The sequence below is a fragment of the Streptomyces sp. NP160 genome (assembly GCF_006335115.1).
GTDB lineage: Bacteria > Actinomycetota > Actinomycetes > Actinomycetales > Quadrisphaeraceae > Quadrisphaera.
The window spans coordinates 105,058-125,550 of sequence record NZ_VDMJ01000004.1; the positions used below are offsets into that span (position 1 = coordinate 105,058).

Consider the following 20,493-nt stretch of genomic DNA (forward strand, 5'->3'; position numbering starts at 1 on the left):
CGCCTCGCTGGTGGTGCTGGCGGTGGTCGTGACCGCCGCCGTGGTGGCCAGCGCGGTGACGGCGACCGCGGGGGGCCTTCCGGGCGCGTCCGCTCGCTCGCACCCGCCGCGGCCGCACCGCACGACGTCGCAGGACACCGCAGTCGCCGACGCGACCTGGCTGACGGCCTTCGGCGCGCCGACGGGCGACGACCCCTCGTCGGGACCGATCCGGGGTGGCGCGCGGCAGCCCAGGCCGGCCGTTCCCGGTCCATCCCCCGGCCCATCCCCGGGCCCATCTCCAGGTCATGCGCCTGTCTGACGCTGCCTGAGGGGCCAGCCGATCGGGTGGTCGTGAGCGGTTCACCACGACCGGGCCGTCGAGAGCGCTGAGGGAAAGATCGTCAGCTGCCGATGCCCGCTGCATGAGCGTCGTGCCTGCGCAGGGCCCGGCGCCCGACGCACTGGCGCGGGCGCTGGTGTCGCTCGCGGCTGCCGGCTGGACGGTGCTGCACCAGCTGCGCTGGCCCGGTCGCCTCCGCAAGCCGCTGGCCCACGTGGTGGTCGGCCCCGGCGGCGTGCTGGTGGTGGACGTCCAGCCCTGGGCCGGGGTGGTGGTCGACGAGGGCGTGCTGCGCGTCGGCCGCAGGACCAGGGCCAGGGAGTGCACGGCCGCGGTCCGGGCGGCTGCCGCCGTCGCGTCGCTGCTGCACGCCGAGCACCACGACGCCGTGCGCGCGGTGCTCTGCCTGACCGGATCGGCCACGCCGCCGGCTCCGGAGACGGCTCCGGTCCCCGTTCCGCTGGCGGCCGGGGTGATGGTGGTGGCGGCGTGCGACCTGCACCGCTGGGCGCTGGAGCTGCCCGTCCGGCTCGACGACGACGAGGCGCACCGGATCGCCGCGCACCTGCGCTGGCAGCTCGGCGAGGCGGCCCCCACGTCTCACGCCCAGGCGCCTGGCACCGACCCCGGGGACGGCACGGCTGACGAGGCAGCGGACGGGGCCCGCGCCGTCGTCGTCCCGCTCACCCGCCGCGCGCTGCGCGACGCGGAGCGGCTGGCGGCCCGTCAGCGACGCCGCGGCGTGCTCAGCCGTCCGTGGGCGAGCCGCGACCGGTCACCCGCGGATCACTCGCAGCCGACGCCGTCACCGTCGCGGTCGAGCTTGCGGCTGTAGCCGGGGTCGCCGACGCGCACCGGCGCAGCACCGGCCGCCCGCGCCGCCGAGCAGTTGGCGTAGGTGACCGACGAACTCTGGGCGTCGTCCGCCTCGTCCTGCCCCTGCGCCGGGGCGGCCGACTCGGCCGGGGAGGCCTTGGAGGAGGCCTTCGAGGAGGTGGGTGAGGACGCCTTCGCCGCGGCGGTCTGGGCGGCCGTGAGCTGCGCCTGCAGGTCGGCGGCGCGGGCGGACGCGGCGTCCGCGGCGGACTGCGCCGCAGCCCGTCCCTGCTCGGCCTCCGCCTGGGCGGCGGCCGCGTCGGCGGCGCTGTCCTGCGCCTCGGCCATCTGCTGGTGGGCACCGGCGATGGCCGCTTCGGCCTCGGAGGCCTGCTGGAGCGCGGAGTCTGCTCGCTGGTCCGCCGCGGCGATCCGCGAGGAGCTGCCCGCACCGCCGATGCCCATGCCCACGAGCAGCGAGACCATCCCGGAGGCCGCGGCCACCGCGAGGTACTTGCGCCGGCGCCAGCGCCGGGGCTGCGCCGGCGAGGGCAGGGGACCCGGTCCGGTGGCCGGTCCCTCGCGCACCTCCGCCGTGCCGGCGGCGCCGGCGGTGACGGCGGTGACGGCAGGTGCAGCCGACCCCCGCGCGGCACGACGAGGGCGCGGCACCGCCGCCCGGGCGGTCTGGCCGCCCACGAGCGCAGCGCTCGCCGTCGCGTGGTCGCCCTGCCCCGGACGCTGCACCAGCGTCGCGTGCGGCTGCGGGGCGCGCGGCGCCGTCCTCAGGTCGATGGTGCGCTCGTCCACGTCCGCCCCCGGCTGGCCCGTCGTCGGCGTCACCGCCGTCCCTCACGACGCTAGGGCGAGTCGAGCACCCGGTCGCGCAGCACACGCCGCGGGCTGGTCGCCCAGCAGCGGAAGTGCGCAGGCCGCCGCGGTGTTGGCACCACCATGAGCAGCACGAGCAACACCGGCACGTCCAGCTCCAGCAGCACCATCGGGATCATCGGTGCCGGGCACATCGGCTCGGCCGTCGCGCAGCTCGCGGTGGACGCCGGCCTCGACGTCGTCATCGCCAACTCCCGCGGGCCCGAGACGCTCACCGACCTCGTCTCCGCGCTGGGCCCGCACGCCCGCGCCGCGACAGCGGACGAGGCGGCCCGTGCCGGGGACGTCGTCGTCCTGACCGTCCCGCTGAAGAGCACCACCGACATCGACCCCGAGCCGCTGGCCGGCACGGTGGTCCTGGACACCGGCAACTACTACCCGCAGCGCGACGGGCAGGTGGCCGCCCTCGACGACGGCTCGACCACGTCCAGCGCCCTGACCCAGCAGCACCTGGCGGACAGCTCGGTGGTGAAGGTGTTCAACAACATCTACTCCGAGTCGCTGAGGTCGTTGGCCCGGCCGTCCGGCGACGCCGAGCGCACCGCCCTGCCCGTCTTCGCCGACGACGAGGAGGCGAAGGCCGTCGCCACCGCCTTCCTCGACGTGATCGGCTACGACGCCGTGGACGGCGGCGACCTCGCCGAGAGCTGGCGCGCGGAGCCGGGGCGTCCCGCCTACGGGCTGCCCTACGCCGCGGGCGAGGACTTCACCGCTGCGAAGCCGGCCGGTGCGGACGCGGTCCGCGAGGCGCTGGCCCGCGCGGAGCGCTGATCACGCAGCGCTCGCGCACGGTCGCTGAGCGGCGTCGGTCGGGGGCTCCGCCTACTGTCGGGGCGTGAGCCCGCCGCCACCGCCGTGGACGTGCCAGCTGCAGGCGGTGGTGGTCCCGTCGCTGCTGCGGGCGCCGTCGCTGCGCGCCGGGGCCTTCGCCGTCGTCGACTACGAGCACACGCCGGTCGGTCCCTACCGCGAGGCGCTCACCGCGGTCGCGCTGTCAGCCCGCAGCGGCTGGGTGCCGTGGATGGTGGTCGACTCCGAGGCCTCGCGCGCCGGAGGGCGCCAGGGGTGGGGGCTGCCCAAGGAGCTCGCCGTGATCGACACCGAGGCGGGGCTGAGCAGCCGCCCGACGACGGCGAGGGTGCTCGCCGAGGGCGTCGACCTCACCGTCACCGCACGCGTCGCCGCGGGGCGCGGGGTGCCGGTCGGGCTCGCCGCCCAGCTGCGCCAGCCGCGGCGCGAGCCGGCCGCCGTGCGCTTCACCGGACGGGTGCGTCCCGCCGTCGTCGTCCTCGAGGGCACCGCGCCGCGGGGCGTGCGCCCGGGGCGGCGGCCCGGGCTCGCTCTGGCGGGGGAGCTGTGGATCGGGGCGCCGCAGGGCTGACGGCGCGGGTCAGGTGACCGTGCAGGCCTCGTCCGAGCCGGTCACCGACGGCGTCAGCGGAGCCGACGGCGTGCTGGACGACGGCGATGGCGATGTCGACGGCGATGTCGACGGCGATGCCGAAGGCGCAGGGGTGGGCGCGGCGGCGGTCGGGTCGACGTCGTGCTCGAGGTCGCCGAAGAGGGTGCCCGCCGCGGGCTGGCTCCACAGGACGTTGGCCGTGTCGGACCTCACCACGTCGCTGCGCGGGTGGTTGGGCACCGTGAAGAACTGCAGCTGGCTGGGGGGCAGCGACCTCACCGACTCCGCCAGCGAGGCGAGGGCGCCCAGGCTGCCGAGGCCGGAGTCGGTGGTGACCGACCTGGTGGCGGCGTCGAGGAAGCCGTACATCGCGGTGGGGTCGGTCAGCTCGCCCTCCGCCGTGCGCGCCATCGACGCGAGGAACTGCTGCTGGCGCTCGATGCGGCCGAGGTCTGAGCCGTCGCCGACGGCGTGGCGCTCGCGGACGAACGCCAGCGCCTGCTCGCCCTCGAGCCTGTGCTCGCCGGCGGGCAGGTCGAGGTCCGCCTTCGGGTCGACCACGGGCGCGGTGGTGCACACCGGCACCCCGCCCAGGGCGGTGGTCATGTCCTTGAAGCCCTCGAAGTCGACCACCACGAAGTGGTCGACGTGGACCCCCGTGGCGGCCTCGACGGTCTTGATCGAGCACGCCGCGCCGCTGGCGGTGCCGCCGTGCTCCGACCCCAGCGTGAACGCCTCGTTGATCTTGGCCTGACGGGGCGTGGTGGTGCCGTCGGAGCCGGTGCAGCTGGGGATCGACACCCACGAGTCGCGCGGGATGCTCACCGCCGCCGCCCACCTCCGGTCCGCGGACAGGTGCACCAGCAGCATCGTGTCGGACTGCGCGGTGGTCAGGCCCGCGCCGTACTCCGTGCCGGTGCCGGCGCGGCTGTCGGACCCCAGCACGAGGATGTTCTCGGCCCCCTGGGCCAGCACCGCCGGCCGGTCCCCGCCCAGCTGGGAGCTGATGTCGGCGCTGGTGATGTTGCCGTCGAGGTGCCGGTACACGCCGTACGCCGTGGCCGCGCCGCCCACGAGCACCACCGCGCCGACCGCCGCGACGGTGCGGAGCGTGCGGCGACGCCGCCGCAGCGTGCGGGCGCGCGGCGAGGCGTCCCGGGGGTGGGCGGTGGACGGCACGCCTCGACGCTAGGGCGCCGTGCGACCACGACCCGCCCGATCCAGCCCCGCCCCGGCAACCGCGCAGCGACCTCCCAGGTGCGGCGTCCCCGGTCAGGGCGTCAGGGCGTCAGGCGGCGCAGGAGGCCGGTGAGCTGGGTGCGCTCGTCGTCGCTGAGCGCCCCGAACAGCTCGGAGGCGGCCTGCGCTCGGGCGCGCTCGGCGTGCGCCACCGCCTCCCGACCCGCGCCGGTGAGGACGACGACGACGGCGCGCCGGTCGGCGGGGTCCGCCCGCCGCTCCGCCAGGCCCCGGTCGGCGAGACCGTCGACCACCTCCGTGGCCGAGCGCGGTGCGATGCGCAGCGCCGCGGCCAGCTCGGAGATGCGCACGCCCCCTCCCGCGCCGGTGTGGCCGGCGTGCGCGAGCACCCGCAGCGCGCGGGCGTGGTGCGGCGAGAGGCCCGCGGGCTCGAGGGCGGCGTGGAAGCCGCGGCGCAGACCCCGGGCGGCGCCGAGCAGCGCGTCGGCCAGCTCCGCGCTTCCCTGGTCGTCCGCGTCGGAGCGCTCGTGGCCGGGAGTCACCGGGGAATGCTAGCGCCAGGTCTGGCGCTTACCTCTTCGTGAGGTAACCTCAGCATCGCCTCCCACCACCCGTCCCCGACCGGAAGGACGTGGTCACCACGTCGAGCCCCACCCTCAGTCCCACCCTCAGTCCCCCCGTCCCCACGACCACCCCCGGGAACCCGGGCGGTCACGGCCCGCGCGGAGCCCAGCACGGGCGAGGTCCCGCGAAGACCGACCCCGCCGACCGCGAGCAGCTGCGCCGCTCACCCGTCTCCCTGCGCCGCATCGCCTCCCTCTTCGCGCCGCACCGATGGCAGGTCGCGCTCGTCGTCGTCCTGATCGTGGCGTCGTCGGTGGTGTCGCTGGCCTCGCCGTTCCTCGTCCGCGCGGTCATCGACGACGCGCTGCCGCACGCCGACGTGCGCCTGCTCGTGCTCGCCGTGGCCGGCATGGTCGCCGTCGCCGCGGTCACCTCGCTGCTCGGCGTCGTGCAGACGTGGATCTCCACCGGCGTCGGGCAGCGGGTCATGCACCGGCTGCGCACGTCCGTCTTCACGAGTCTGCAGCGGCAGTCGATGGACTTCTTCACCCGCACCCGCGGCGGCGAGATCACCTCCCGCCTCACCAACGACATCGGCGGCATGCAGTCCGTGGTGACCTCCACGGCGACGTCGCTGGCGTCCAACGCCACCACGGTGGTCGGCACGGCCGTCGCCATGGCGGCGCTGTCGTGGCGGCTGTCCCTGCTGACGCTCGTCGTGCTGCCGCCCGCGGTGTGGCTCACGCGCCGGGTGGCGCTGCTGCGCCGCTCGATCACCTCCGCGCAGCAGCGGCGGCTCGCCGACCTGCAGCACCAGGTGGAGGAGTCCCTCAGCGTCTCCGGCGCGCTCCTCACCAAGACGCTCGGCACCGCCGGCTCCCAGGCGCAGCGCTTCGCCGACACCTCCGCCGAGCTGGTCGAGCTCGAGGTGCGCTCCTCGCTCGCCGGCCGCTGGCGCATGGCCACCATGAACGTCGTCTTCGCGGCCATCCCCGCGCTCATCTACCTCGCCGCCGGGCTGCCCGTCACCTCCGGCGGCATGACCGTCGGCACGCTCGTGGCGTTCACCGCGCTGCAGGCGGCGATCTTCAGGCCGCTCATGGGGCTGCTGGACGTGGGCGTGCAGCTCACCGCGTCGATGGCGCTGTTCAGCCGCGTGTTCGAGTACCTCGACCTGCCCGTCGACATCGCCGACCCGGAGCACCCCGTCCCGCTCGAGCCGGAGCGCGTGCGCGGCGAGGTCCGCTTCGAGGGCGTCTCGTTCACCTACCCCGGCGCCGACCGCGCCGCGCTGGCCGACGTCGACGTCACCGTGCCCGCCGGCACGTCGCTGGCGCTGGTCGGAGCCACCGGCTCGGGCAAGTCGACGCTGGCCTCGCTCGTCGCCCGCCTCCACGACCCGTCGCGCGGTCGGGTGCTGCTCGACGGCGTGGACCTGCGCGACCTGTCCCTGGCCGCGCTCGCCTCGGTGGTCGGCGTGGTCTCCCAGGAGACCTACCTGCTCCACGCGACGGTGCGCGAGAACCTGCGGCACGCGGAGCCGTCGGCCACCGACGCCGAGGTCGAGCAGGCGGCGCGCCGGGCCCAGGTGCACGACGTCATCACCGCCCTGCCCGACGGCTACGACACGCTCGTCGGCGCCCGCGGCCACCGCTTCTCCGGCGGCGAGCAGCAGCGGCTGGCCATCGCCCGCACACTGCTGCGCGACCCGAAGGTCCTCGTGCTCGACGAGGCCACCTCGGCGCTGGACAACACCACCGAGCGGGCGGTGCAGGCGGCGCTCGAGGAGGTCCGCCGCGGCCGGACGACCATCATGATCGCCCACCGCCTGTCCACCGTGACCGGCGCGGACAGCGTCGCCGTGCTCGACGGCGGCCGCGTGGTGGAGCAGGGCGCGCCGGCGGACCTGGCGAGCGCCGGGGGAGCCTTCGCCGCGCTCGCCGCCGCCGGTGCGCGGGCCGAGGCGGTCGCGGGAAGGTCGCTCGAGCAACCGGTGTTCGCACCCGCATGAGCACCAGCACCACCGGACCCGCTGCGCCGACGAGCCCGGCCAGCCAGACCGTCGGCATCATCGGCGCCGGCAACATCGGCAGCACCGTGGCGCGCCTGGCGGTCGACGCGGGCCACCGCGTCGTCATCGCCAACTCCCGCGGCCCCGAGACCCTCGCCGACCTCGTCGCCGACCTCGGCGAGAACGCCCGCGCGGCCACGGCCGCCGAGGCCGCGCAGGCCGGCGACCTCGTCGTCGTGACCGTCCCGCTGAAGGCCTACCGCGAGCTGCCGGCCGAGCAGCTGGCCGGCAAGGTCGTCCTGGACACCAACAACTACTACCCCGACCGCGACGGCCACATCGCCGAGCTCGACGACCACAGCGCCACCACCAGCGAGCTCGTGGCGCGCCACCTGGCCGGCGCGTCCGTGGTGAAGGTCTTCAACAACATCTTCTTCATCGCCCTCGCGGCCCTGTCGAAGCCCGCTGGAGACCCCGACCGCGCGGCCCTGCCGATCTTCGGGGACGACGACGACGCGAAGGCCACGGCCACCCGCTTCCTCGACGGCCTCGGCTACGACGCGGTGGACGGCGGGCCCCTGGCCCGGAGCTGGCGCGCCGAGAACGGCCGGCCGGTCTACGTCTTCCCGTACGCGAAGGACGGCGACGTCGCCACGCCCGTCCCGGCGGACGCCGCGACGGTCCGCTCGCTGCTCGAGGCCGCCGAGCTGGACGACCCGGCCCAGCAGCCGAAGACGCTCAGCTGACGCCGGCGCCCCACGGCGACGTGAGGGCAGACGCCGTTGCGCTGACTGGGCGTAGCGGGCGCTGACCGCGTGTGAGCGCGGCGGGCCGCGGGCACTCCTGTCGCATGGGAGTCGACGCGATCCGCGGCGCCGGGGGTGCAGGAGCAGCGCAGCCCGGTCTCCAGGAGGAGTACCGGGCTGCGCTGCTGGCGCGCCTGCGGGAGCGCCGCCGTCGCCGTCCTCAGCAGCAGGCTGCGAAGGACGGCGAGCGGCGCGAGCCTCCGCCCCGCTGACGGGCCGACAGGCTCAGGCGGCGGAGGCCTCGACGGCGAGGTCCTCCGCGAGGGCCTGGCGCAGGTCGGGCCGCAGCGGCTCGCCCATCGCCCACAGCAGGCGGGCCGCCAGGCCGGCGGGCACCGTGCCGGTGGCCTCGCGCCGGGTCATGCCGCGGACCACGTCGTAGGGGACGTGCGCGGCCGTGGCGAGGTCCCGCAGGGCCTTCGGCCCCAGCGGACCCGCCTCCTCGAGCCACTCGGCGATGGTCTCGCGCATCGCCGCTGCGGTCACGGTGGTCCGCATGCGGTCGGACACGGGCTTGCTCGGCAGCTGCAGCTGCGACGCCGCAGGCAGCGGGCGCACCGGGGTCTCGACGGTGCGGATGGTCGTCGGCACGGTCTTGCTGGCGGTGGAGCGTCGAGTGCTCGCGGTCCTCACCCTCTCGGCGGCCCGGTCACGGGCCCTGTCCGTCCTGTCACCTTCGTCAACAACCGTTCGTGGCCGTTCAGTCCTGCGCTGGGTGTCCCCAGGTCGCGTGCGACGTGATCTGCGCCACCTGACAGGCTGGGCCGCATGGAGCAGCGAGCACTGGGACGGTCGGGGCTGAAGGTCTCGACGATGACCCTGGGGACGGCGGGCTTCGGAGGCGGCCTGGCCGCCTTCGGCAACACGCAGCTGGACGGCGCCAAGCGGCAGCTGGCGATGGCGAGGGACGCCGGCGTGACGCTGGTGGACACCGCCGACGCCTACTCGACAGGCCTGTCGGAGGAGATCGTCGGGCAGGCCCTGGCCGGCCAGCGCGACGACTGGCTGATCGCCACCAAGGTCCGCTTCCCCATGGGGGAGGGGCCCAACGACCGCGGCCTGTCGCGCCACCACGTCATCAGCGGCTGCGAGGCCAGCCTGCGCCGCCTCGGCACCGACCACATCGACCTGTACCAGCTGCACGAGTGGGACGGTCAGACGCCCGTCGAGGAGACGCTGGCAGCGCTGCAGCACCTCGTCGACTCCGGCAAGGTCAGGTACGTGGGGGTGTCCAACTTCTCCGCGTGGCACCTCATGAAGGTGCTCGGCGCCGCCGAGCGCGACCGGCTCGTCAGGCCCGTCGCGCAGCAGATCTACTACACCCTGGAGAGCCGCGAGGCCGAGAACGAGCTGCTCCCGGCCGCCGCGGACCAGGGGCTCGGCGTGCTCATCTGGAGCCCGCTGGCGGGCGGGCTGCTGTCGGGCAAGTACACCCGCGGGGCCGACGGCCAGGTGGAGGGCCCGAAGGGCTCGCGCCACCTCGGTGACTGGAACGAGCCGCCGGTGAACACCCCCGACCGGCTCTTCGCCACCATCGACGTGCTGCGCGAGGTCGCCGCGGGCCGCGGCGTGTCCGGCGCGCAGGTGGCGCTGGCCTGGCTGCTGACCCGCCCGACCGTCACCTCGGTGATCCTCGGCGCGCGCACGGAGGAGCAGCTGGCCGACAACCTCGCCGCGGGCTCGCTGGAGCTGTCCGCCGAGGAGGTGTCCGCGCTGGAGGAGGTCAGCCGCCAGCCGCTGCAGTACCCGTACTGGCACCAGAAGATGACCGCGTCGGACCTGCTCGGTCCCGCCGACCAGGTGCTGCACCGCAACCACGCCTGACCGGCCGCGCCGCCGCCCGTCGTCGTCCTGCTCCGCCGGGGAGCAGGACGACGACGGCGGCAGCGGGGGTCAGCCCAGCGGGGCGGTGAGCTCGAGGTTGATGTCGTCGGGGTCCTGGATGCTCAGGACGGCCATCTCCTGCGCGGGGATCTCGATGACCTCGCCGTGCTCCACGCCGGCGGCGGCCAGCCGCGCCGAGGCGGCGTCGAGGTCGGCGCGGGAGCCGACGGCCAGGCTGATGTGGTCCAGGCCAGGGCGCTCGGGGCTGAACGTCTGGCCGCTGGCGCCGGGCACCGGGCGCAGGCCGAGGATCTGGTCTCCCAGCTCGAAGACCGCGCCGCCGAAGAGACGGTCCGGGTCCTGCGCGGCGGAAGGGTCGCTGCTGAGCTCAGCGGTCTTGTCGACGGCGGGCTCGGCACCGACCAGCGCCGTGTAGAACGCCTTCGAGCGCTCGATGTCCGTCACGGACAGGCGGACGTGGTGGATGCCCCGGGGCTGGGCCAGCGGCTGGGTGGTCTGCGTCGTGTCGCTCACGACAGACCTCCTACCCGCCGGTGATCGAACCACACGTCCGGCCGGGGGCGTCAGCTCCAGCCGATCTCGCCGTCGCGGTCCAGGAAGCGGCCCGACCCGTGGCCGGGCCCCTCGGTGGCCAGGCGCACCACGGCGTCGGTGCCCTCGGTGACCGTCTGCGGTCCGCTGTGGCCGTTGAGGTCCGTGGCGGTGTAGCCGGGGTCGACCACGTTGACGCGCACGTCCGGCAGCGCCTTCGCGTACTGCGTGGTGAGCATGATGAGCGCCGCCTTGGACGCCGTGTAGGCCGGCGCCACCACGGTCGACTCGATGCGCGAGGGGTCGTGCGTGAGGCGGGTGGAGCCGAGACCGCTGGCCACGTTGATGACGACGGGGTCTGCCGAGCGGCGCAGCAACGGCAGGAACGCGCGGGTGGTGCGCACCACGCCGAGGAGGTTGACGTCGAGGACGGCGGCGACGTCGTCGGCGGACAGGTCCGGGACGTCCACGTGCGCGCCGGAGACGCCGGCGTTGTTGACGAGCACGTCGACCGCGCCCTCGTGGGCCGCGACGTCGGCGGCCGCGGCCGCCACGGACGCCTCGTCGGTGACGTCGACCTGCACGAAGCGCGCGCCGACCTCCTCGGCGGCGCGTCGACCCGCCTGCGGGTCACGGGCGCCGAGGAGCACGGTGTGGCCGGCCTCGACGAGGCGGCGGGCGGTCTCGCGGCCGAGGCCCTTGTTGGCCCCGGTGATGAAGGTGGTGGTCATGGCTCCACCCTGTGCGCCGGCACGGGAGGCGCACCAGGCAGCCGGTGACCGTAGGACCAGCGGTACCAGGCTCGGCGCGGCGCTCCGGGGGAGCATGGGGGCGTGGAGAGCGCGACCGGGCTGGGCGCCACCCTGAGGCTGTGGCGGGACCGCCTGCCGCCGTCCGCCGCCGGACTGCCCGCGCGCAGCGGCCGGCGCACCGCCGGGCTGCGCCGCGAGGAGCTCGCCGAGCTGGCGGGGCTGTCGGTGGACTACGTGGTGCGCCTCGAGCAGGGGCGGGCCACCTCACCGTCGCCGCAGGTGGCCGGGGCGCTGGCGCGGGCGCTGCAGCTGGACGACGGCGAGCGCGACCACCTCTTCCGCCTCGCCGGGCTCGCCCCGCCCTCGCGCGAGGCGGTGCCGCGCCACATCTCCCCGGGGGTGCAGCGCGCGCTGGCCCGCCTCGACGGCACGGCCGCGGTGGCGGTGTTCGCTGCCGACTGGCAGCTGCTGTGGTGGAACCGCACGTGGGCCGGGCTCTTCGGCGACCCCCTGGCCATCCCCGTGCGGTGGCGCAACTTCGCCCGCTCCGGCTTCCTCGTGCCCGGCGACGGCGACGGCGACGGCGACGGCGGCGGCCGCGCCGAGGCCGGGGTGCGGAGGCTGTCGCAGTGGCCCGTGGAGTCGGTGGACGAGGAGGCCGTGCGCGCCGCCGTGGTCGCCGACCTGCGGCGCGCCTGCGGTCGCTACCCCCGTGACCGGGCGCTGGCAGCACTGGTCCGCGAGCTGCGCGACGGCAGCGAGGGCTTCGCCGCGCTGTGGGCCACCGGCGCGGTCGGGACCCACCGCGCGGACCACAAGGTGGTGCACCACCCCGCGGTCGGACCGACGACGCTCGACTGCGACGTGCTCACCGACGGCGACGCCGACCTGAAGATCGTCGTGATGACGGCGGCGCCGGGCAGCGAGGACGAGAGCCGCCTGCAGCTGGCGGCGCTCGCGGGCCAGGTGGGCGCCGCCACCCCCTGACCCCACCGCGGTTCGCGGGGGCGTGCCCGAACGGGGGAGGGCGGTGTCGGAGGCGGCGGGCAGGGTGGCGGGCGTGGCGGAGGAGACGGCCGTGCCTGCGGGGCTGGTGGTGACGCGGCCGATCGTCGTCCCGCCGGCACCCCCGCCGTCCTCGGCCGCCGCGGCGCGCACCATGCGGGCCAACCGCCGGCGCGACACCGCACCCGAGCTGGCGGTGCGCCGCGAGCTCTGGCGGCGCGGCCACCGCTACCTGGTCGACGCGACGCCGACCGGCACCAGCAAGCGGCGGCGCGCCGACGTCGTCCTGCGCGGCGGCCGCGTGGCGGTGTTCGTCGACGGCTGCTTCTGGCACTCGTGCCCCCTGCACCTGCACGTCCCGAAGGCGAACCGCGCGTGGTGGGAGGTGAAGCTGGCGAGCATCCGCGAGCGCGACGCCCGCACCGACGCCGAGCTGCTCGCCGCGGGGTGGCTGCCGCTGCGGGTGTGGGAGCACGAGGCGCCGGCCGAGGCGGTCGACAGGATCGAAGCCGCGCTGGCGCAGCACAGCCCTCGAGGCCGCGGACCGGCTGACGACGCAGAGCGCTGGGGAGGCTGAGTCCCGGTGGGGAGGCTGAGTGCCGCTTCCGGGGCCGGATCCGGGCGTCGGGCTCCCCACCGGGCGCCAGGTTCCCCACCGCGAGGCCGGACCTGGCGCAGCAGCCCCGATCGATGCGGGAGGGGGCGCGGTCAGGAGCTCGGCGGGACGGCGGTGCTGGGGAGGGCGACCACCGGGTCGGCCGGGAGCGTCACCACTGACCGCTCGACCGCGACCTGCGGCTGCTCCGCCTCACCGGCGACCAGGACCAGGGGCGCTCCGTGGCGCACCCGGTTGCGGCCGGCCCGCTTGGCCTCGTAGAGGGCGGCGTCGGCGTGGTCGAGCAGCCGTGCCGACAGCTCCGACGCGCGGTCGTCGGTGGTGCGCAGGGGGGCGGTGGTGCTCGCCGTGCCGAGGCTGACGGTGACGCGCGGCAGGCCGGGCTCGTCGACCTCCTCCACCGCGGCGCGCAGCCGCTCGGCCAGCCGCGTCACGCGTCCCGCCTCGCCGCGGGCGACGAGGGCGATCTCCTCCCCGCCCCAGCGGACCAGCAGGTCGTCCTCGCGGACCGCGCCGCGCAGCGCGTCGGCCACGGCCACGAGCACCCGGTCTCCGACCAGGTGGCCGTGGGTGTCGTTGACGCGCTTGAAGTGGTCGACGTCGGCGACCACCACCGACACGTGCTCGCCCGCCCGCGACGCCGCCCTCACCAGCGGTCCCACGCGCAGCGCCAGGCCGTGCCGGTTGAGCAGCCCGGTCAGCTCGTCGAGGCCGGCAGCGCGGGCCGCGGCGGCGCGCGCGGCGTCGAGCTGCTGCGCCAGCGCCCACACCACCCCCACCACCACGGCGGGCACGGCGGCCATCGCCACCGACGCGATGAGCGTCAGCAGCGACTGCGGCTCCCACGCGGCGAAGACGAGCGGCGCGCCCAGGCACGCCAGCGCGGTCAGCGACACCAGGCCCCACCGCCGCAGGTGCATCACGCCGACCACGGGGATCGCGGACAGCACCGACGCGCTGAGCCACTGCCAGCCGAGGTCCGTCTGCACCACGCCCGAGACCGCGGTGGCCACGGCGCCGACGTGCAGCAGCACCCCGGCCTCGGCGTCGCTCACGCGACGCCGCCGCAGCAGGTGGACGACGACGACGGCGGCCGCCGCGCAGGTGGCGGCCACCACCCCGCGGGCGATCGCCAGACCGCCACCGGAGAGGACGTCGACGGCGAGCACCAGCGCGCACGAGGCAGCGGCGAGACCCGCCAGGAGGGCGAGCACCGCGGTGCGCCACTCCAGGCGGCTCACCACCGGCCAGCCGCGCCACGTCACGCGTCCCATCATGGCGCCGGTCACCGACACCTCTCCTCCACGTCCTGCGTTCGGAGGACGTCGCTACCCGCGGGTGGCGGCCCGGTCCACGAGGAAGCGCGGCGCGGCGCAGTCGGCCAGCACCGTCGCGGGCCAGGTCGGGTCGTAGCGGTCGGCCGCGGCCAGCCGCTCCACGGCAGCGCGCTTGCCGGCGCCGTGGCAGAGCATCAGCACGGAGCGCGACAGGTCGCGGATGGTCGCCACCCCCACGCCCACGCCGTGCCGCGGCACGTTCGCCAGGTCACCGCCGAAGCTGGGGAACGTCGCCAGGTTGTCCCGCCGGGTGGTCTCCGGCAGCTCCACCACGCGCGTCGTCGCGTCCGGCGGGGTGCCCGGCGGGTTGAAGGCCACGTGGCCGTCGGACGCGCCCGAGGCCAGGAGGAACAGGTCCACGCCACCGGCGTCGGCGATCAGCGCGTCGTACGCCGCGGGGCCGTCGGGGTGGTGCGGGTCGGGCAGCCACAGGGCGTCGTCGGAGGGACCGCGCCCGGCGCCCGCAGCGCGCTGCAGCGGCTCGAGCACCTCCTGGCGGCCGTACCGCGCGCACGAGTGCGGCGCGGCGGGGTCCTCGAGCGCCAGCCCGCCGTCGTCGTCCTGCGGCCGGCGCGGGACCAGGTACTCGTCCATGAGGACGACGACGAGCCGGCTGACGTCGAGCCGCTCCGCCGCCACGCGCCGCGCCAGCGCGGCGTAGGTGCTGGCAGGGCTGCGCCCCGTGGGGCAGCCGAGCAGGAACGCGTCAGCGCGGCGGGTCCGGGCGGCGGCGAGGCCCTCGACGACCGCGGCCGCAGCCGCCTCGCCGAGGGCCTCGGGGGAGTCCAGGACGGTGGGCTGCACGCGCACCGCCCGACCCTAGGCAACGAGCTGGGTGAGCACCCTGTCGAGCGCGTCGACGCCGGCGTCCAGCTCGTCGGGGGTGACGGCCAGCGACGGGCGGAAGCGCAGGCTGCGCGTGCCGCAGCCGAGCACGAGCACGCCCTCCTCCTTCAGTGCCGCGACCACGGCGCCGCGGGTGGCGGCGTCGGGCAGGTCGACGGCGCACATGAGGCCGCGACCGCGGGGGTGCGTCACCACCGCGTGGCGGGCGGCCAGGTCCTCCAGGCGCCCCAGCAGCTGGGCGCCCAGCAGGCCGGCGCGCTCCACCAGGCCCTCGGCCTCGATGACCTCGAGGATGCGCTGGGAGCGCACCATGTCGGTGAGGTTGCCGCCCCACGTGGAGTTGATGCGCGAGCTGACGGTGAAGACGTTGTCCGGCACCTCGTCCACCCGGCCGCCGGCCATGACCCCGCAGACCTGCGCCTTCTTGCCGAAGGACAGGACGTCAGGGACGACGCCCAGCTGCTCGAACGCCCACGTGGTCCCGGTCATCCCGACGCCGGTCTGCACCTCGTCGAGGACGAAGAGCGCGTCGTGGGCGTGGCACAGCTCCTTCATGAGCCGCAGGAACCGCGGGCGGAAGTGGCGGTCTCCGCCCTCGCCCTGGATCGGCTCCATGATGAAGCAGGCGATGTCGTGCGGGTGCGACTCGAAGGCCGCGCGGGCGGCGGCGAGCGCCTCGTCCTCCGCGCGCTCCACAGCGGCGTCGTCGCCGAGGCCGGTGTGCGGGGCGGGGATGCGCGGCCAGCCGAACTGCGGGAAGCGCGCGGTCTTGTTCGGGTCGGTGTTGGTCAGCGACAGGGTGTAGCCCGAGCGGCCGTGGAAGGCGCCCTCCAGGTGCATCACCTGCGAGCCCAGCGCCGGGTCGAGGCCCTTGCTCTCGTTGAGCCGGCTCTTCCAGTCGAAGGCCACCTTGAGCGCGTTCTCCACGGCCAGGGCGCCGCCGTCGATGAAGAACAGGTGCGGCAGCTCCGGGTGGCCGACCACGCGGGCGAAGGTGTCGACGAACTCCGCGAGCTGCGTGGTGTAGATGTCGGAGTTGCTCGGCTTGTGGACCGCCGTCGCGGCGAGCTTGGCGAGGAAGGCCTCGTCCTGGACCAGCCCGGGGTGGTTGGTGCCGATCGGGTTGGACGCGAAGTACGTGAACAGGTCGAGGTGCTCGCGGCCCGTGGTGGCGTCGCGCAGCCAGGAGCCGTGCGAGCCGGCCAGGTCGACGACGAGGTCGTAGCCGTCCACGAGCAGGTGCCGCGCCAGGGAGGGCAGCACCTCGTCAGCGCTGATGCAGGAGCTGGACGAGGAGGACGCGCGGGTGGTGTGGGTGATCACGGCCATGGCGCGACTCTAGAGGTCGATGACCCGCGAGCAAAGCCTCCGGCAGGAAGACGACCTGTGGAAGTGCCGTAGTGACGTCGAATTCACTGCGGCGAGGCGCTGGCGCGCTCGAAGAAGGTCTGCAGCACCACCGTGCTGCGGGTGCGCACCGACGCCGCCTGCCGGATCCGCTGCAGGAGGTCCTCCAGGGCCCGGGGCGACGCCACCCGCGCCATGAGCAGGTAGCTCGCGTCACCGGCCACCGAGTAGCAGGCACTGATCTCCGGCAGGTGCTCCAGCCGGCGGGGCGCGTCGTCGGGCTGGGCCGGGTCGAGCGGGGTGATCTCGATGAACGCGGCCAGCGGCTGGCCCACCGCCTCCGGGTCCACCACGGCCCGGTACCCGGTGATGACCCCCTCGGCCTCGAGGCGGCGCACCCGCGCCTGCGTGGCCGAGGTCGACAGGCCGGTCTCCCCGGCGAGCTGGGCGAAGGTGGCCCGGCCGTGGTCGCTGAGCGCGCGGACGAGGGCCAGGTCCGTGGCGTCGAGGGTCATGCCCGCAGAACCTAGTGCCGCCCGGAGACGGCGCGGCGCATGCGCTCGACGTGCGGGGCCAGCCGGTCCAGCACCTCGGCGTGGGCGGCGCGCCCGCAGCAGTGCGGGTGCACCCAGACGTGGCACGTGTTCCGGCCCAGCACCACGACGCCGGGCCCGCCGTCCACCTCGACCACGCCGGCCACGTCCTCCCAGCGCACCTCGTGCACGCTGCCGGTCTCGTCCTGCTGGGCGATGCTGTGCTCGCCGAGCACGAGGGTGCGGTCCGCGCACGTGCGCAGCAGCCGGCGGTGCAGCGGCGGCCGCAGCCGGCGCCCGGCGGGCAGCTCGGAGACCTGCGGGCACCACGACCGCTCGGTGATCGGCGCCGCCTGCTGCGCGGAGTCCGGCAGCCGGACGCCCTCGGGGAGGACGAGCAGCGCCCGGCGCGCAGCCACCGCCAGCCTCTCGCGCACGTCGTCGCGGGTGGTCGACGCGACCGCGGCGGCGATCCGCGCCAGCGGCGTGACGCCCTGCCGCCCCGCGGCGACGGCCTGCACGGTCTCGCCCGCGTGGCGGAACGGCTCGTTCTCCACCACGTCCTCGTCGGTCGGGTCGACCTGGGCCGCGTACGCCTCCAGCACGCCCTCGAGCTCCGCCTGCCCCGGGCCGTTCGCCGCGAGCTCGACCAGCTGCTCCCACACCAGGGCCGCCGCCTGCCCGGCCGCCTCCTCGGGGACGTCGACGACGAGCGTGAACACGTCACCGTCAGCGCCGTCCATGCGGTCCGACGACACCGAGAACGACAGCTCGGGGTGCTCGCGCTCGACGTCCTCCAGGCGCTCGCACAGCAGCGTGTGCGCGACGCGGACCGCGTAGTCCTCGGGCGCGAGGCCGTCGAGCAGCAGCGCCACCCCCGGTGAGGGCCCCTCGACCCACTCGGGCCCGTCGCCCAGGAGGGGCCTCGGGAAGCGGCGCGGGGCCGGGCCCCCGGGGGCGGAGGGACCACCCGCGGGCAGCGGCAGGGCCAGCCCCTCCGGCAGCGGCCCGAGGACGGCGAGCGCCGCGCGAGCGGCGGTGAAGTGCTCGCGGACGTGCGCGAGCACGTCGTCGCCGGTGTGCACCAGCGGCCCGTACCCGGGTGTGGCGAGCAGGCCGGCGCCCTCGAAGCCGTAGCGAGCGGTCCACGCCGCTGCAGCGGTGAGGTCACCACCGGCGCCGCCCTCCGTCGCGACGACGTCCTTCTCGCGGTGGAGGTGGTCCAGCGGCAGGTCGGCCAGCGCCGTGCAGATGCGGCGCAGGAAGGTGGCGACCTCCTCCGGGCGGCCGTGGGCGAAGAAGGCGGTCTCGCTGACGCTGACGCTGGCGTTCGCCTCGAGGTGGCTCTTGGGCAGCTGCGACATGGCGAGGTGCTCGACGAGGTGGGTCAGGCCGATGGTCTCGAAGGCCTCGTCCTGCCGTCCGACGCCGAAGAAGAGCGCCGCGCGGGTCTTGGACGGTCCGGGCTGGTGGAACACGCGGACGCCGTCGACCACCAGCTCGCGCACCGCGGTCTCCTGCAGCGGCTCCGCGCTCACGCGGCACCGTCCCCGGCCTCGGCGTGCTGGGCCGGTGCGGCCAGCTCCCGGGCGCGCTGGGCCTGTCGCAATCGCTCGACCTGCGGCGCCAGCCGGCGCAGCACCTCGTCGAAGGCCTCGCGGCCGTAGGCGTCGGGGTGCACGGGAAGACCGCACAGGTGACGGCCCACGATGCCGAGGCCCCCCTCCGAGTACGGCAGCTCGTCGACCCCGGCCACCTCGTCCCAGCGCACCACGTGCACCGCGCCGGTCTCGTCCTGCAGCGCGATGCACTCCTCGGTGACCACCAGCCGGCGCCGCGCCAGCTTCGAGCGCAGCCTGTCCAGCAGCGGCGGTCGGTGCTGGCGGCCCGGCGGCAGCGCGGGCGCCACCGCGCACCACGACCGCTCGGCGATCGGTGCCGCCTGCAGCGCCGCGTCCGGCACGCGGAAGCCGTCGGGGACGACGAGCAGCGCCCGGCGCGCGGCCGCCGCGAGGCGGTCGCGAACCGCCTCGCGGGTCACCCCGGCCAGCCCGGCGGAGACCTCCTCCAGGGTGCGGACCCGGCCGTAGAGCGCGGTGTGGAACGCGGTGCGGAACGGCTCGGCGTCGGCGACGTCGTCGTCGGAGGCGTCCAGCTCCGCGGCGGAGCCGGTGAGGGCGTGGTCGAGCTCCGCCGGTGTCGGGCCGTTCGTCGCGAGGTCGGCCAGCTGCTCCCACACCAGGCCGGCCACCTCCGCGCCCATGCCCTCGCGGACGTCGAGGGCCACGGTGAAGACGTCGCCGTCGACCCCGTCGAGGAGGTCGGAGGAGACGGAGTACGTCAGGCCGTGGCCCGTGCGCGCGACGTCCTGGAGGCGCTCGCACAGCACGGTGCGCGCGACGTCCGCCGCAGCGTCGTAGGGCTCGAGGCCGTCCAGCAGCAGGCCGACCCCCTCCGTCGGGGCCTGGACCCACTCCGGTCCGTCGCCCAGGCGCGGCCGCGGGTGGCGGCGCGGCGCGCGCGGCGCCGTCCCGTCGGCCCGCAGCGGCAGCGACAGCCCCTCGGGGAGCGGGCCCAGCACGCCGAGGGCGGCCCGCCCGGCGTGGAAGCGCTCGGCGGCGTGGGCCAGCGCCTCCTCACCGGTCAGGACCAGGGGGCCGAGCCCGTCGGTGAGGGCCAGGCCGGGTCCGTCGAACCCGTAGCGGGCCGCCCAGGAGACCGCCATGGTCATGTCCGCACCGACGGTGCCGTCCGCGACCAGCGCGCTCTTCTCGCGCTCGAGGCGGTCCAGGGGGAGGTCGGCCAGGGCCGTGCACACCCGGCGCAGGACGTCGCCGACCTCGTCGGGGCGGCCGTACGCGGAGAACTCGGTGTGGTCGACGGCCACGGTCACGTCCACCTCGCAGCGCGTCCTGGGCAGCTGCGCCCAGACGAGGTGCTGGACGAGGTGGGTCAGGCCGACGGTCTCGAAGGACTCGTCCCGCAGGCCGACGTCGAAGACCAGGCTGGCCCGGGTCTTGGACGGGCCGGGCCGGTGGAACACCCGCACGCCGTCAACGACCAGCTCCTGCAGGCCCGTCTGCAGGCCGTCCCGCAGGACGGCCCGCTCCTCGTGCTGCAGGTCGACCTGCTCCGCGCTCATGCGGCGGACGCTAGGTGATCACGCGCGTGCGGCGCGAGCGCCTTTCAGCCGGCCGAGGGGTGGGCGCGACGCACCGCGTCCTCCAGTGCCACCCACGCGAGCATCGCGCACTTGACGCGGGCGGTGAACCTCGAGACGCCGGACAGGGCGGCGGCGTCGCCGAACACCTCCTCGTCGAGCGCCAGCTTCCCCTTGGAGCGCATCGCCTCGCGGAAGCCCTCGGTGAGCCGCGCGACCTCCGCCGTGCTCGCTCCGCGCGCCAGCTCGGTGAGCATCGAGGCGGACGCCTGGGAGATGGAGCAGCCCAGGCCCTCCCACGCGACGTCGGAGACGACCTCGCCGTCGTCGTCGTCCGAGCCGCCGGCGAGGGTGGCCCGGAGGGTGATCTCGTCACCGCAGACGGGGTTGCGCTGGTGGGAGGTCGCGCTGTGGGGCGGTTCCACGGTCCCGGCCAGGTCAGCGGCGCCGACGCGGCGCTTGGAGTGGTCGAGGATCAGCTCCTGGTAGAGGGAGTCCAGGCCGGCCAC

General features: G+C 75.8%; 22 protein-coding genes. 9 read left to right on the forward strand and 13 right to left on the reverse strand.

Features of this window, described 5'->3' with window-relative positions; all coding sequences use genetic code 11:
• The first annotated feature begins 404 nt into the window (after positions 1-404).
• Positions 405-1,157: an NERD domain-containing protein gene (locus tag FHN55_RS02675; protein WP_139710511.1), complete on the forward strand. Its 753-nt coding sequence runs from the start codon at positions 405-407 to the stop codon at positions 1,155-1,157.
• Here FHN55_RS02675 and FHN55_RS23525 read toward each other — a convergent pair.
• A complete protein-coding gene (locus tag FHN55_RS23525; RefSeq protein ID WP_257570646.1) occupies positions 1,109-1,981 on the reverse strand; it encodes an excalibur calcium-binding domain-containing protein in 873 nt (290 codons plus the stop codon). The two genes, FHN55_RS02675 and FHN55_RS23525, sit on opposite strands and share 49 nt — an antisense overlap.
• Positions 1,982-2,092: 111 nt before the next feature.
• Here FHN55_RS23525 and FHN55_RS02685 point away from each other — a divergent pair, with 111 nt between their 5' ends.
• Both FHN55_RS02685 and FHN55_RS02690 read left to right on the forward strand, forming a co-directional pair.
• Entirely contained in the window at positions 2,093-2,800 is a 708-nt protein-coding gene (locus FHN55_RS02685; RefSeq protein WP_139710513.1) for an NADPH-dependent F420 reductase, read from the forward strand.
• 64 nt (positions 2,801-2,864) lie between these two features.
• Positions 2,865-3,410 (forward strand): acetoacetate decarboxylase family protein, encoded by a 546-nt coding sequence (locus FHN55_RS02690; RefSeq protein ID WP_139710515.1) that lies wholly within the window; start codon positions 2,865-2,867, stop codon positions 3,408-3,410.
• A gap of 9 nt (positions 3,411-3,419) precedes the next feature.
• On the opposite strand, the gene FHN55_RS02695 is transcribed toward FHN55_RS02690, so the two are convergent.
• Together FHN55_RS02695 and FHN55_RS02700 are read right to left on the reverse strand one after the other, a co-directional pair.
• A complete protein-coding gene (locus FHN55_RS02695; RefSeq protein ID WP_139710517.1) occupies positions 3,420-4,610 on the reverse strand; it encodes an LCP family protein in 1,191 nt (396 codons plus the stop codon).
• A 101-nt stretch (positions 4,611-4,711) separates the two neighbouring features.
• Positions 4,712-5,173, reverse strand: a complete 462-nt coding sequence (locus tag FHN55_RS02700; RefSeq protein ID WP_139710519.1) for a MarR family winged helix-turn-helix transcriptional regulator — start codon at positions 5,171-5,173, stop codon at positions 4,712-4,714.
• Positions 5,174-5,409: 236 nt separating this feature from the next.
• Here FHN55_RS02700 and FHN55_RS02705 point away from each other — a divergent pair, with 236 nt between their 5' ends.
• The 3 genes from FHN55_RS02705 to FHN55_RS22495 all read left to right on the forward strand — a co-directional run bounded on the left by FHN55_RS02705 (position 5,410) and on the right by FHN55_RS22495 (position 8,224).
• On the forward strand, positions 5,410-7,206 hold the full coding sequence (locus FHN55_RS02705) for an ABC transporter ATP-binding protein (RefSeq protein ID WP_218974297.1): 1,797 nt from the start codon (positions 5,410-5,412) through the stop codon (positions 7,204-7,206).
• Positions 7,203-7,952 (forward strand): NADPH-dependent F420 reductase, encoded by a 750-nt coding sequence (locus FHN55_RS02710; RefSeq protein WP_139710523.1) that lies wholly within the window; start codon positions 7,203-7,205, stop codon positions 7,950-7,952. The genes FHN55_RS02705 and FHN55_RS02710 overlap by 4 nt, the downstream gene beginning before the upstream one ends.
• A 104-nt stretch (positions 7,953-8,056) precedes the next feature.
• Positions 8,057-8,224: a hypothetical protein gene (locus tag FHN55_RS22495; protein ID WP_180357595.1), complete on the forward strand. Its 168-nt coding sequence runs from the start codon at positions 8,057-8,059 to the stop codon at positions 8,222-8,224.
• A 13-nt stretch (positions 8,225-8,237) separates the two neighbouring features.
• On the opposite strand, the gene FHN55_RS02715 is transcribed toward FHN55_RS22495, so the two are convergent.
• The gene (locus FHN55_RS02715) at positions 8,238-8,603 is read right to left on the reverse strand and encodes a hypothetical protein (protein WP_139710525.1); all 366 of its coding nucleotides are present in this window, start codon (positions 8,601-8,603) and stop codon (positions 8,238-8,240) included.
• 177 nt (positions 8,604-8,780) lie between these two features.
• Between FHN55_RS02715 and FHN55_RS02720 the strand changes: the two genes are divergently transcribed.
• Positions 8,781-9,836, forward strand: a complete 1,056-nt coding sequence (locus FHN55_RS02720) for an aldo/keto reductase (RefSeq protein ID WP_139710526.1) — start codon at positions 8,781-8,783, stop codon at positions 9,834-9,836.
• Positions 9,837-9,905: 69 nt separating this feature from the next.
• Here the strand turns inward: FHN55_RS02720 and FHN55_RS02725 are convergent, their stop codons facing one another.
• Together FHN55_RS02725 and FHN55_RS02730 are read right to left on the reverse strand one after the other, a co-directional pair.
• Positions 9,906-10,370: a VOC family protein gene (locus tag FHN55_RS02725; protein ID WP_139710528.1), complete on the reverse strand. Its 465-nt coding sequence runs from the start codon at positions 10,368-10,370 to the stop codon at positions 9,906-9,908.
• A gap of 50 nt (positions 10,371-10,420) precedes the next feature.
• Positions 10,421-11,119, reverse strand: a complete 699-nt coding sequence (locus tag FHN55_RS02730; RefSeq protein ID WP_139710530.1) for an SDR family NAD(P)-dependent oxidoreductase — start codon at positions 11,117-11,119, stop codon at positions 10,421-10,423.
• Positions 11,120-11,221: 102 nt separating this feature from the next.
• Here FHN55_RS02730 and FHN55_RS02735 point away from each other — a divergent pair, with 102 nt between their 5' ends.
• Both FHN55_RS02735 and FHN55_RS02740 read left to right on the forward strand, forming a co-directional pair.
• Positions 11,222-12,127 (forward strand): helix-turn-helix transcriptional regulator, encoded by a 906-nt coding sequence (locus tag FHN55_RS02735; RefSeq protein ID WP_139710532.1) that lies wholly within the window; start codon positions 11,222-11,224, stop codon positions 12,125-12,127.
• 73 nt (positions 12,128-12,200) lie between these two features.
• On the forward strand, positions 12,201-12,722 hold the full coding sequence (locus FHN55_RS02740) for a very short patch repair endonuclease (protein ID WP_257570647.1): 522 nt from the start codon (positions 12,201-12,203) through the stop codon (positions 12,720-12,722).
• A gap of 131 nt (positions 12,723-12,853) precedes the next feature.
• Here FHN55_RS02740 and FHN55_RS02745 read toward each other — a convergent pair whose 3' ends face one another.
• From FHN55_RS02745 to sufU, 7 genes are all read right to left on the reverse strand, one after another.
• Positions 12,854-14,050, reverse strand: coding sequence for a diguanylate cyclase (locus tag FHN55_RS02745; RefSeq protein ID WP_139710534.1), 1,197 nt, complete (start codon positions 14,048-14,050; stop codon positions 12,854-12,856).
• A gap of 39 nt (positions 14,051-14,089) precedes the next feature.
• Positions 14,090-14,908, reverse strand: a complete 819-nt coding sequence (locus tag FHN55_RS02750) for a 6-phosphogluconolactonase (protein ID WP_139710536.1) — start codon at positions 14,906-14,908, stop codon at positions 14,090-14,092.
• A gap of 9 nt (positions 14,909-14,917) precedes the next feature.
• A complete protein-coding gene (lat, locus tag FHN55_RS02755) occupies positions 14,918-16,273 on the reverse strand; it encodes an L-lysine 6-transaminase (protein ID WP_139710538.1) in 1,356 nt (451 codons plus the stop codon).
• A gap of 83 nt (positions 16,274-16,356) precedes the next feature.
• On the reverse strand, positions 16,357-16,806 hold the full coding sequence (locus FHN55_RS02760) for an Lrp/AsnC family transcriptional regulator (protein WP_139710540.1): 450 nt from the start codon (positions 16,804-16,806) through the stop codon (positions 16,357-16,359).
• An 11-nt stretch (positions 16,807-16,817) separates the two neighbouring features.
• On the reverse strand, positions 16,818-18,362 hold the full coding sequence (locus FHN55_RS02765) for an insulinase family protein (RefSeq protein WP_139710543.1): 1,545 nt from the start codon (positions 18,360-18,362) through the stop codon (positions 16,818-16,820).
• A complete protein-coding gene (locus FHN55_RS02770; RefSeq protein ID WP_139710545.1) occupies positions 18,359-19,966 on the reverse strand; it encodes an insulinase family protein in 1,608 nt (535 codons plus the stop codon). Before FHN55_RS02770 ends, FHN55_RS02765 begins: the two co-directional genes overlap by 4 nt.
• Before the next feature lie 44 nt (positions 19,967-20,010).
• Positions 20,011-20,493: a Fe-S cluster assembly sulfur transfer protein SufU gene (sufU, locus tag FHN55_RS02775; protein WP_139710547.1), complete on the reverse strand. Its 483-nt coding sequence runs from the start codon at positions 20,491-20,493 to the stop codon at positions 20,011-20,013.